General features: G+C 69.6%; 8 protein-coding genes. 4 read left to right on the forward strand and 4 right to left on the reverse strand.

The window, feature by feature from the left end:
* Positions 1-125: 125 nt before the first annotated feature.
* Positions 126-3,050 (forward strand): EAL domain-containing protein, encoded by a 2,925-nt coding sequence (locus U1F38_RS16305; protein ID WP_409988129.1) that lies wholly within the window; start codon positions 126-128, stop codon positions 3,048-3,050.
* Between the two features lie 192 nt (positions 3,051-3,242).
* Here U1F38_RS16305 and U1F38_RS16310 read toward each other — a convergent pair whose 3' ends face one another.
* Together U1F38_RS16310 and U1F38_RS16315 are read right to left on the reverse strand one after the other, a co-directional pair.
* On the reverse strand, positions 3,243-6,512 hold the full coding sequence (locus U1F38_RS16310; protein ID WP_409988130.1) for a carboxyl transferase domain-containing protein: 3,270 nt from the start codon (positions 6,510-6,512) through the stop codon (positions 3,243-3,245).
* Between the two features lie 159 nt (positions 6,513-6,671).
* Positions 6,672-8,264 (reverse strand): AMP-binding protein, encoded by a 1,593-nt coding sequence (locus U1F38_RS16315; RefSeq protein WP_409988131.1) that lies wholly within the window; start codon positions 8,262-8,264, stop codon positions 6,672-6,674.
* Between the two features lie 244 nt (positions 8,265-8,508).
* Here U1F38_RS16315 and U1F38_RS16320 point away from each other — a divergent pair, with 244 nt between their 5' ends.
* Positions 8,509-9,093 carry an NnrU family protein gene (locus U1F38_RS16320; RefSeq protein ID WP_409988132.1) on the forward strand — a complete coding sequence of 195 codons (585 nt, stop codon included), beginning with the start codon at positions 8,509-8,511 and terminating at the stop codon, positions 9,091-9,093.
* A gap of 6 nt (positions 9,094-9,099) precedes the next feature.
* Here U1F38_RS16320 and U1F38_RS16325 read toward each other — a convergent pair whose 3' ends face one another.
* Positions 9,100-9,387 carry an acylphosphatase gene (locus U1F38_RS16325; protein ID WP_409988133.1) on the reverse strand — a complete coding sequence of 96 codons (288 nt, stop codon included), beginning with the start codon at positions 9,385-9,387 and terminating at the stop codon, positions 9,100-9,102.
* Between the two features lie 55 nt (positions 9,388-9,442).
* On the opposite strand from U1F38_RS16325, the gene U1F38_RS16330 reads away from it, so the two are divergent.
* Together U1F38_RS16330 and U1F38_RS16335 are read left to right on the forward strand one after the other, a co-directional pair.
* The gene (locus tag U1F38_RS16330) at positions 9,443-9,685 is read left to right on the forward strand and encodes an ATP-binding protein (RefSeq protein WP_409988134.1); all 243 of its coding nucleotides are present in this window, start codon (positions 9,443-9,445) and stop codon (positions 9,683-9,685) included.
* A gap of 62 nt (positions 9,686-9,747) precedes the next feature.
* Positions 9,748-10,833, forward strand: coding sequence for a 3-deoxy-7-phosphoheptulonate synthase (locus U1F38_RS16335; protein WP_409988135.1), 1,086 nt, complete (start codon positions 9,748-9,750; stop codon positions 10,831-10,833).
* 49 nt (positions 10,834-10,882) lie between these two features.
* On the opposite strand, the gene U1F38_RS16340 is transcribed toward U1F38_RS16335, so the two are convergent.
* Complete coding sequence (locus U1F38_RS16340) at positions 10,883-11,350, reverse strand: hypothetical protein (protein ID WP_409988136.1); 468 nt, start codon at positions 11,348-11,350, stop codon at positions 10,883-10,885.
* Positions 11,351-11,357: the final 7 nt, after the last annotated feature.

An 11,357-nucleotide genomic window follows, 5' to 3' on the forward strand; every position in this document is an offset into this window, starting at 1 on the left:
GAGGACGTCACAATAAACCAAAACCACGCGAAGCACGACAACTTCGTCCAGCCACTGTCCACGCTATGCATCCGATCGTGAAAAATTCGCTCAAGCCGATATCGAAAGCATCAGAGCACGACGCAATGCCTGCGCGTGCATCGCCGCACCCTATTCGCGATGCGGCGCTCGACGACATCGCCCGGCTGGCGGCCGAGCTGACGGGGCTGGACGCGGCGGCCCTGTGGCTGGCGCCCGGCGCAAGCGCGCCGCCGCGCTGGGGCGCCTTTGGCGCGCCCATGCAAGCCGCGCAACTGCCCGCCCTGCTGGCGTGGGCGCAGCAGGGCGACGCGACAGCCGCACCATTGCTGGACCCCGGCCCGGTGCGGCAATCGGTGGCAACGCCCCTGCGCGAGGCGGGCGGCGCCGCTGCCGGCTGGCTGCTCGCCATGGGTTTTCAGGCCGATGCCGCGGTGGCCGATGCACCGCAGCGGCTCGAACGCCTGGCGCACGCGCTGAGCGCGGGTGGCCTGCAGGCGCGACCGGTTGGCGCGGCGACGCGGCCATCCGACGCACCGCGCGCGACCGGCCCGCTGCAGGCCCGCTTGCACGGCACCCTGCGGGCGCTGCAAATGGGCAGCTGGGTGTACGCCGTGGAGCCGCGACGCCTGGAGCTCAGCAGCGATGCCGCCCAGATCATGGATGCGGGCGAAGCGCCACCCACGTCGCTGGATACGCCGCTGGATACGCTGCTGCAGCGCTTTGCGCCCGACGCGGCCCGACCGCTGCGCCACGCCTTCGTGGCCTGCCTGCGCGACGGCCGGCCGATCGACGTCGAGGTGCCGCTGGGCGGTGCCGAGGCCACGCGCCGCTGGCTGCGCTTCATCGGCGAAGCAGTCATCGATGCACCCGGCGGCACGACCCGCGAGATCCACGGCGCGGTGCAGGACGTGACCACGCGCAAGCAGGCCCAGGAAGAAACCACGCGCCTGGCGATGCGGCTGACCACGACGCTGGCCAGCATCACCGACGCCTTCGTGACGCTGGATCGGCAAGGCCGGTTCATGTATGTCAACCGCGCGAGCGAGCATCTGCTGGGCCTGGACGCCAGCGCATTGTTGGGCCAGCCGATCCACCAACGGCTGGCGGGCCAGAGCGAGGGCCTGCTGGGCCACGAGCTCGAAGACGCGCTGGCGCACAACCGGCGCGCCGTGTTCGAGGACTTCTACCCCGCGCTGGGAAAATGGCTCGAACTGCGCGCCCACCCCTATGCGGAGGGCTTGGCGGTGTACCTGCACGACGTCACCGCGCGGCGCCACACGCAGGAGCAATTGATGCTGCTGCAGACCGGCATCGCGCGCCTGAACGACGTGGTGCTGATCGTCGAAGTGCTGGACCAGCAGCCGCCCGGCGCGCTCATCGCCTTCGTCAACGACGCCTTCGAGCGCCTGACGGGGTTCACGCGCGGCGAGGTGGTCGGCCGCGACCTGGCGCTGCTGGAGCAGGGCGTGGGTGCGGCCCTGCTGGATGAGCTCTCGCGTGGCCTGGCCCACCCGCACGGCGCACCGCTGCGCCGGCGCGAAATGCTGCTGCGCCACCGCGATGGCGCGAGCCACTGGATCGACCTGGACGTGGTGCCCGTGCGCGGCAAGCACGAGCGCGTCACGCACTGGGTGGCGGTGGGGCGCGACGTGACCCAGCGCAAGCAGGCCGACGCCAAGATCCACCACCTGGCCTTCTATGACGCGCTGACCGACTTGCCCAACCGCCAGTTGCTGATCGAACGCCTGCAGTCCGCCCTGACCGTCAGCGAGCAAAGCCGCCAGGAGGGCGCGCTGATGTTCATCGACCTGGACAACTTCAAGGTGCTCAACGACACCCTGGGGCATTCGCGCGGCGACCTGCTGCTGCGCCGCATCGCCGAACGGCTGACCGGCTGCGTGCGTCGCACCGACACGGTGGCGCGCATCGGCGGCGACGAGTTCGTGGTGCTGCTGCAGGACCTGGGACGCGAGCGCAGGGGCGCCGTCGACAAGGCGCTGACGGTGGCCAGCAAGGTGCTGGCGCGCATGCGCGAGCCCTTCGATCTGGACGGCTACCAGCACTACAGCACCGTCAGCATCGGCGTGGCCCAGTTCAGCGCCGCGCACGAGGGTGTAAGCGAGCTGCTCAAGCAGGCCGACATGGCCATGTACCAAGCCAAGAACCTGGGGCGCAACACGGTGGCCTTCTTCGACCCTGCGCTGCAGGCCGCGCTGAGCGCCAGCGCAGCCCTGGGCGCCGATCTGCGCGCGGCACTCCAGGCGGGCGACCAGTTTCTGCTGTACTACCAGCCGCAGTTCGATCGCGCGCGCCGCGTGGTGGGGGTGGAAGCGCTGCTGCGCTGGAAGCACCCCGTGCGGGGTCTGATCGGGCCCGATGAATTCATCCCGATCGCCGAAGACACCGGGCTGATCCTGCCGCTGGACCACTGGGTCATGCAGCAGGCGTGCCAGCGGCTGGCCGCATGGGCACAGCGGCCCGAGACGCGCGAGCTCGGCATCGCCGTCAACATCAGCGCGCGCTGGTTTCGCCACCCGGAGTTCGTCGATCAGGTCATGGCCGCCATCGTCGCGCAGGGCGTGCCGCCGCGTCTGCTCAAGCTGGAGCTGACCGAAAGCCTGCTGGCCGACCGCGCCGAGATCACCCTGGCCAAGATGGACACGCTCAAGCGCGCCGGCGTGACGCTGGCGCTGGACGACTTCGGCACCGGCTATTCATCGCTGGCCTACCTCAAGCGCCTGCCGCTGGACCAGCTCAAGATCGACAAGGGTTTTGTCGACGACGTGCTGACCGATCCCAGCGACGCGGCGATCTCGAGCGCCATCATCGAGCTGGCGCACAGCCTCAAGCTGTCGGTGATCGCCGAAGGCGTGGAGACCGAGGCCCAGTACCGCTTTCTGGCCGACCGCGGCTGCGAGCTGTTTCAGGGCTTCCTGCTGGCGCGGCCGGTGCCGCTGGACGAGGTGGAGCGCTTCATCGAGCGGCAGGCGCGCGAAGCCCCGGCGCCTGGCGCGGCGACACCGCAGTGACGCGCCGGCGAAGCGCCTGCATTGGCCGGATGGCTCGCAGCGCACGGAGCGCGCGATCGTTCACCAATGCATCCATCGCATCGGGAGCGCGCTGGCATTCGACACCCGTCGTGGGATGAACGATCGACCCCGCCGCGCCAACGAAGAAATGCCCATCCGTGCACAACGCGCTGCGCACCTCCCCTTCAGGCGCTACCACGCATCGACAAAACGGGGGCGGGCCAAGCCTGTACGGGCCCCGGCGAGCCCGCGCGCCAGCCAGGCGCGGGTCTCGGCCGGGTCGATCACCGCGTCGATCTCCAGCGTGCTCGCCATGTTGATGGCCTCGCCGTGCGCATATTGGCGCGCCAGCAGCTTGGCAAACAGGGCATCGCGCTCGGGGCCCTCGGGGGCGGCCTCCAACTCCTTGCGAAAACCCAGGCGCACGTAGCCTTCCAGCCCCATGCCGCCGAATTCGCCCGTCGGCCAGGCGACGGTGAACACGGGCCCGTGAAAGCTGCCCGCGGTCATCCCCATCGCGCCCAAACCATAGCCCTTGCGCAGCACGACGCTGAAAAACGGCACGCGCAAGCTCGCGGCGGTGACGAACAGGCGGCTGACGTGGCGCACCTGCGCGGTCTTCTCGATTTCGGGGCCGACCATGAAGCCGGGCGTGTCGACCAGGCTGACCAGCGGCAGGCCATGCGCGTCGCACAGCTGCATGAAGCGCGCGGCCTTGTCCGCCGCCGGTGCGTCGATGGCGCCGCCCAGGTGCAGCGGGTTGTTGGCCAAGAGGCCCACGGGGCGGCCTTCGATGCGCGCCAGCGCGGTGTGAATGCCCACGCCAAAACCCGTGCGCAGCATCAGCAGGCTGCCTGCATCGACCAGGCCCGCCATGGCGGCGCGGGTGTCGTACACGCGCAGGCGGTTTTCGGGCACCACCTGGCGCAGCAGGCGTTGGTCGGGCTCTATCCAGTCCTTCACGCGGCCCTGAAAGAACGACAGGTAGTGGCGCGCCGCCGCCACCGCTTTGGTCTCGTCGTCGGCCAGGATATCGATCACGCCGTTGCCGTGTTGCACGTCACTCGGGCCGATGTCCTCGGGCTTGAACACGCCCAAACCACCGCCCTCGATCATGGCCGGCCCACCCATGCCGATATTGCTGGCACGGGTGGCGATGATGACGTCGCTGCAACCCACCAGCGCGGCGTTGCCGGCAAAGCAGCGCCCGTGCACGATGCCAACCACCGGCACCTGGCCCGACAGCGCGGCGTAGGCGGCAAAGGTGTGCACATGCAGGCCGGCAACCACGGCGGTGTCGGTGTCGCCGGGCCGCCCGCCGCCGCCTTCGGCAAACAGCACCACGGGCAGTTGCTGCGCTTGCGCGATGCCCAGCATGCGGTCGGTCTTGGCGTGGTTGCGCATGCCTTGCGTGCCGGCCAGCACGGTGGCGTCGTAGCTCATCACCACGGTGCGCGCTTTTTCTGCCCCGAAGATCGCGCCGTTGACGCCGCCGATGCCCGTCACCATGCCGTCGGCGGGCGTGTTGGCAATCAAATCCTCCATCGTCCGCCGGCGCGTTTGCGCGGCAATGGCAAGCTGGCCGTATTCGATGAAGCTGCCCTCGTCGCACAGGTCGGCAATGTTCTCGCGCGCGCTGCGGCTGCCTTGCGCATGACGCTTGGCCATGGCCTCAGGCCGGGCGGCGTCCAGCGTGTGGGCGCGGCGCTGGGTCACGCGCTGCAGGTCGGCGCGGATGTGGTCGGGGTCGTGCGCCGCGGCGTCTTCCTTCTTGGCGTGCGCCTCGCCCTCGATGGGTTCGAGCACCAGCAGCGGCTGGCCTTGCGCCAGATACCCACCGGGCACGGCCAGCAGGCGCGCCACGCGGCCGGCGTGCGGCGCGGTGATGACGTGCTCCATCTTCATGGCTTCGAGCACGGCGATCTCGGCGCCGGCGGGCACCTCGTCGCCCTCGGCCACGCTGAGCTGCACCAGGCGCGCGGGCATGGCCGCGAGGATGGCGTGGGGCGGCGCGTCGGTCGCTGGTTTTGAATGATTTTGGCCTGTGGCGCTTGTGGGGAACGCGCTGACAGCTATATTTTTTGAAGCATCGAGCAGCTCGGGCAGAACGCTTTCAAGCCAGCGCGTGTGCACGGCCTGGCTGGCCATCTCGCTGCGATCGGCCAGCGCGCGCAAGAGCGGCAGATTGGTCGCCACACCGTCGATGTGAAAGTCGGCCAGCGCCCGCCGCGAGCGCCGCAGCGCGGCATCGAAGCCGCCGTTCGCGTGCACGATCAGCTTGGCCAGCAGGGTGTCGTAGTGCGGCGAGGGCGTGGCGCCGGCAAAGCCGTGCGTGTCCACGCGCAGGCCGGGGCCGGTGGGCACGTCAAAGCGTGTGAGCTGGCCGCTGCCGGGCGTGGCCTTGCTTTGCGCGTCCAGCGTCTCGGCGTTGATGCGCCACTGGATGGCAAAGCCTTGCGGACGGGGCGGCGCGGCAGGATCGAGGCCGAGCTCTTGCAACGTGCCTCCCGCCGCCAGCCGGATCTGCGCCTGCACCAGATCGACGCCAAACACCTCTTCGGTGATGGTGTGCTCGACCTGCAGGCGCGGGTTGGCCTCCATGAAGACGAAGGGCAAATCACTGGACGCGGGATCGACCAGGAACTCGAAGGTGCCCAGGTTTTGATAGCGCACGGCGCGCGCCAGCGTCAGCGCGGCGTCGATCAGGCGCGTGCGCAAGGCATTGGTCAGCACCGGGCTGGGCGCAATCTCGACCAGCTTTTGAAAACGCCGCTGCAGCGTGCAGTCGCGCTCGCCCAGGGCGATCACGTCATGGCCATCGCCCAGCACCTGCACCTCGATGTGGCGCGCGCTGGCCATCAGCCGCTCGACGTACACCTCGTCCACGCCAAAGGCGGCGCGCGCCTCGCCGCGGCAGCGCTCATACGCCGCGGCCATTTCATCGGCCGAGCGCACCGCCCGCATGCCGCGCCCACCGCCGCCGCTGACGGCCTTGAGCATCACGCCCGCGCCGGCTTGTGCGGCCAGGAAAGCCTGGGCCTCGTCCAGCGTGACGGCGCCGGGGCTGCCCGGCAGCACCGGCACGCGGCAGCGCTGCGCCAATGCGCGCGCCTGCGCCTTGTCGCCCAACACGTCGAGTTGCTCGGGCGTGGGGCCAATGAAGCGCACCCCGGCAGCCGCGCAGGCGCGGGCGAAATCGGCACGCTCGCTCAAAAAGCCATAGCCGGGGTGGATGGCGTCCGCGCTGTGCTCGCGCGCGATGGCCAGCAGGCGCGCGCCGTCCAGATACGCCGACGGGCCAGTCATGCCCAACGCAAGCGCTGCGTCAGCGGCGCGCACGTGCGGGGCCTGGGCGTCGTCGTCGGCGTAGACCGCGAGGCTGGCAATGCCGAGCTCTTGCAGGGCGCGCACGATGCGCAGGGCGACCTCTCCACGGTTGGCGATGAGGATTTTTTTAAACATCGGGTCTCTCGTGTCGGTCAGACTCCTTCCCCCACTGGGGGAAGGCAGGGATGGGGGCAGCCGTTGCCGAGCCATGCGCCACGCTTGCGTTTGTGCGCCGCTGGCCCCCACCCCAACCCTCCCCCAGCGGGGGAGGGAGCAAGTCCACGGCTCGCCCCATCAATCCAAATCCTTCAACATCCGCCGCAGCACCTTGCCCGCGCCGGTGGCCGGCAGCGCGTCGATGAACCGCACGTGGCGCGGCGCCTTGTAGGGCGCCATGTTCTCGCGCGACCACGCGATCACGGCTTCGGCCGTCAGCTCGGCGCCGGGCTTTTTCACGATGAAGGCCTTGACCACCTCGCCCTTGTCCGCATCGGGCTGCGCGATGACCGCCGCCTGCGCCACCGCCGGGTGCTTGATCAGAATGGTCTCGACCTCCTCGGGAAACACGCTGTAGCCCGAGACCTTGATCATCTCCTTGAAGCGGCCGATGAAGGTCAGATACCCCTCGGCGTCCAGCTTGCCCATGTCGCCGGTGTGCACCCAGCCGTTCTTCAGCGTCGCAGCGGTGGCTTCGGGCTTGTTCCAGTAGCCACGGAAGTTGCCGGGCGACATCAGCGTGATCTCGCCCAGCTCGCCCGCCGGCTGCTCGGCGCCGGTGTCGGGGTCGATGATGCGGATGGTGACGCCCGGCATGGGCTTGCCATGCGTGCCCCAGCGGATGGCGTCAAACGGCATGCCGGTGTCCATGGTGTGCGTCTCCGACAGGCCATACGCAGCCTCGCAGCTGATGCACGGCCCGCCGGTGAAGGCCTGCCATTTTTGCGCCAGCGCTTCGGTGAAGGTGATGCCGAAGCTGGTGACGGGATTGCGCCGCAGGCTCTTCAAATCGTAGCGCTCGGCACCCGGCACCTGCATGCAGGCGCCGTTCATCGGCGCGATGGAGTACCAGTGCGTGACCTTGTATTGGGCAATGGCCTGCAAGACCGCCACCGGATCGAACCGGTACAAGAGCACCTGCGTGGCGCCGGCCAGCACCGGCACGTTCACGCCCATCAGCATGCCGGCGATGTGGTAGAGCGGCGCCACCGACAGCGCCACGTCATCGGCGCCGATTTCGGCGCTTTGCACGGTGACGGTGGTCTTGAACAGCGCATTGCCGAAGCTCAGCATGGCGCCCTTGGGCAGGCCCGTCGTCCCGCTGGTGTAGGTCATCAGCGCGACGTCATCCATCGACACCGACACCGGTACGGGCCGCGCATCCGTGCGCACGACCGCCTCGAAGTCCTCGCAGCCCGCGGGCACGGCGCGCGGGGCCTGGCGCGCGGCGGTCAATTCGGCGGGCAGGTCGATGGCGGGCTGCTCCGGCAGCCAGTCGGCATAGTGCACGGCAAACACGTGCGCCAGCGTGCTGCCGGCGCGCACCTGCTCGACCACCGGCAGCAGGTCACTGGCAGCGACGATCACGCGCGCCTTCAGGTCACCCACCTGGTAGCCCAGCTCGTGCGCCTTGTTCAGCGGCCCGCTGGGGCAGACGATGGCGCCGATCTTCTGGATGCCGTAGTGGGCGACGAAGTACTGCGGGCAGTTGCTCAGAAACAGCACCACCGGCTCGCCCTTTTGCACGCCCAGCGCCTGCAGGCGGGCGGCAAAGGCGTCGCTGGCGCGGTCCAGCGCGGCCCAGCTGATGGGCGCGCCATACCAGATGAGGGCCGGCCGATCGGGCCGGGTGCGGGCGTGCTGGCGCAGGTGTTCGTGCAAGGGTTGCATGGGGTTGGGCCTTTGAAAACTTCGAATACCGGACGCAGAGGACGCAAAGGATTCGCAAAGGACGCAAAAAACCCATTTTTTGGATTTCTCCTTTTGCGTCTTCTGCGTATTTTTTTCGTCCTTTGCGTCCGGCTGTTCGCGACATCGTGCCGCAAGCCCACCACACGCGCCAGTGCCTTGGCGACACCCTGCCCATCGATAATGGTTTGCATGCGCCGGTTCGGCGTGCAAGCTGGGGCTGAACATGTGGATGCTGATTGTCGGACTGATCCTGTTCCTGGGCGCGCATTCGGTGCGCATCTTTGCCGAGGGCTGGCGCACGCGCGCCATCGCGCGCCTGGGCGAGATGGGCTGGAAAGGGCTTTATTCGGTGGTGTCGCTGATCGGCTTCGGGCTGATCATCTGGGGCTTTGCGCAGGCGCGGATGCAGCCGGTGGTGCTGTGGAGCCCGCCGGCCATGCTCAAGCACCTCAACTCGCTGTTCACGCTGCTGGCGTTCGTCTTGCTGGCGGCGGCCTACGTGCCGCGCAACAGCATCCGCGCGCGGCTGCATCACCCCATGGTGCTGGGCGTCAAGCTGTGGGCCTTTGGCCACCTGCTGGCCACCGCCACGCTGGCCGATCTGGTGCTGTTTGGCGCCTTCCTGCTGTGGGCCGTGCTGGACTTTCGCGCCGCCCGCCAGCGCGACCGCGCGCTGGGCACGGTGTACGCGCCGGGCAAGCCGGCGCCGACGTTGCTGGCCGTGGTGGTCGGCGCGGCGGCCTGGGCGGCGTTTGCCTTCTGGCTGCACGCGGCCTGGATCGGCGTGGCGCCGATCGCGCGCGGCTGACAGCGCTCAGGCGGTATCGCGTCGCTCGAAAACGCTGAAGGCCTGCCCGGGCGCGGCGCTGACCTGCACCGCACTCACCTGCGCGCGCGGCGGGCCTTGGTGGGCCCAGTCGATCAGCGTTTGCACCGCCGCGGGCTCGCCCTGCACCACGGCCTCCACGCTGCCGTCTCGCCGGTTGCGCACCCAGCCCGCCAGGCCCAGGCGGCGCGCCTCGTCGATCAGGCTGGCGCGGTAGAACACGCCCTGCACGCGGCCTTCGATGCGCAGGTGACGGGTGATCGGCTCGGCTTGCATGACACGCCATGATAGGCAGGCACGGCACGGCGCGCCGCGCGACAATGCGCCCATCATGAAAGCCCGCGGCCTGGCCCTGCCCCGGATCGACCCCGACCGCTGCACCGGCTGCGGCTGGTGCGTGGCGGTGTGCCCGCCGCATGTGCTGTCCCTGCACCCGCGGGGCGTCGTCAAGGTCTCGGCGCTGGACGACGCGCCCGGCTGCACCGGCTGCGCCCTGTGCGCGGTGCGCTGCCCGTTCGACGCCATCGCCATGGTGCGCCGCCCGGCCCTCGTCGAGTCCGCCGATCGAGTATGATTTTGATAGCTGCTTGCGCTTGATGCATGCGCGCAGCAAGCCCATTTGACCCAGATTTCACCATGCCCGAATTCGAAGCCCCCAGCACCCAGGACAGCACCCGCATCGACGACGTGCGCATCAGCGCCGTGCGCCCGCTGATCACGCCCGCGCTGCTGCAGGAATGGCTGCCGGCACCCCAGACCGCCATCGACGCGGTGGAGGCCAGCCGCGCCGCCCTGGCGCGCGTGCTGCACGGCGGCGACGACCGGCTGATCGTCGTCGTCGGCCCCTGCTCCATCCACGACCACGACGAGGCGCTGGAGTACGCGCGGCGCCTGAAGGCCCAGGCCGACGCGCTGGCCGGCGAGCTGATCGTCGTCATGCGCGTGTACTTCGAAAAGCCCCGTACCACCGTGGGCTGGAAGGGCTACATCAACGACCCGCACCACGACGGCAGCTACGCCATCAACGAAGGCCTGCGGCTGGCGCGGCGCCTGCTGCTCGACGTGCTGGCGCTGGGCCTGCCGGTGGGCACCGAGTTTCTGGACCTGCTCAGCCCGCAGTTCATCAGCGACCTGGTGAGCTGGGGCGCGATCGGCGCGCGCACCACCGAAAGCCCAAGCCACCGCCAGCTCGCCAGCGGCCTCTCCTGCCCGGTGGGCTTCAAGAACGGCACCGGCGGCAGCGTGAAGATGGCGGTGGACGCCATCGTCGCCGCGCAGGCGCCGCACGCCTTTCTGGGCCTGACCAAGATGGGCCAGGCCGCCGTGTTCGAAACGCGCGGCAACCCCGACTGCCACGTGATCCTGCGCGGCGGCAAGCAGCCCAACTATTCGAAGGCCGACGTGGACGCCACCGGCGCGCTGCTGCACGCGGCGGGCCTGCGCGAGCGGGTGATGATCGACTGCTCGCACGCCAACTCCAGCAAGCAGCATCAAAAACAAATCGAGGTGGCGGGCGACGTGGCCGCGCAGGTGGCGGCGGGCGACGCGCGCATCATGGGCGTGATGATCGAAAGCCACCTGCACGAAGGCCGCCAGGACATCGTGCCGGGCCAGCCCCTGAAACCCGGCGTGTCGGTGACGGACGCCTGCATCAGCTTCGAGCAGACGGTGCCGGTGCTGCGCACGCTGGCCGATGCGGTGCGGGCGCGGCGGCGCCGCTGAAGCGCCAGGGAGCGCGCTCGACCACGGCCCCTCGCGCCCCCGTGCCGCGTCAGGGCTTGGCCGGCGCGGTGGCGGCCACCGGCGGCGCGTAGGTGGGCGTCTGCGCGTACTGCGCCGGCACATCCCACATGCGCGCCGCATACCAGACGGTCCAGGCCAGCACGAACAGGCACAGCACCCAGACCCAGACGGGAATGGACGAGCGCGCCTCGGCGCGCCGGGGGTCGAACGGGTCGTCGGTACTGAAGGCGTCGACCGTCAGGTGCAGGGTGCCGCCGCGCGTGGCGCCCGGTCGCAGCCCCGACACCAGAATGCCCGGGCCGTTCTGCACCCGAAACGCAATCTCTTCGACGCCTTCGGCGCCGCTCTGGTCCTCGGCGCGTATCACCAGTCGGTGCGGGCCATCGGCCAGCTGCCGCGTGTCCAGCGCGAGCGTGGTCGGCAGTTCGTGGTCGATCAGCGGACGCGGGCTGTCGTCCACGTACACGCGAACATGCGGTTTCCTGTGGGCGGTCATCGTGCAG

Source organism: Ottowia sp. (assembly GCF_046348305.1).
Lineage (GTDB): Bacteria > Pseudomonadota > Gammaproteobacteria > Burkholderiales > Burkholderiaceae_C > Ottowia.

What these genes read in the sequence shown, in the direction of transcription:
- U1F38_RS16305 (WP_409988129.1), top strand. Translation starts at nt 126, where the DNA reads ATGCCTGCGCGTGCATCGCCGCACCCTATTCGCGATGCGGCGCTCGAC.
- U1F38_RS16310 (WP_409988130.1), bottom strand. Translation starts at nt 6,512, where the DNA reads ATGTTTAAAAAAATCCTCATCGCCAACCGTGGAGAGGTCGCCCTGCGC.
- U1F38_RS16315 (WP_409988131.1), bottom strand. Translation starts at nt 8,264, where the DNA reads ATGCAACCCTTGCACGAACACCTGCGCCAGCACGCCCGCACCCGGCCC.
- U1F38_RS16320 (WP_409988132.1), top strand. Translation starts at nt 8,509, where the DNA reads ATGTGGATGCTGATTGTCGGACTGATCCTGTTCCTGGGCGCGCATTCG.
- U1F38_RS16325 (WP_409988133.1), bottom strand. Translation starts at nt 9,387, where the DNA reads ATGCAAGCCGAGCCGATCACCCGTCACCTGCGCATCGAAGGCCGCGTG.
- U1F38_RS16330 (WP_409988134.1), top strand. Translation starts at nt 9,443, where the DNA reads ATGAAAGCCCGCGGCCTGGCCCTGCCCCGGATCGACCCCGACCGCTGC.
- U1F38_RS16335 (WP_409988135.1), top strand. Translation starts at nt 9,748, where the DNA reads ATGCCCGAATTCGAAGCCCCCAGCACCCAGGACAGCACCCGCATCGAC.
- U1F38_RS16340 (WP_409988136.1), bottom strand. Translation starts at nt 11,350, where the DNA reads ATGACCGCCCACAGGAAACCGCATGTTCGCGTGTACGTGGACGACAGC.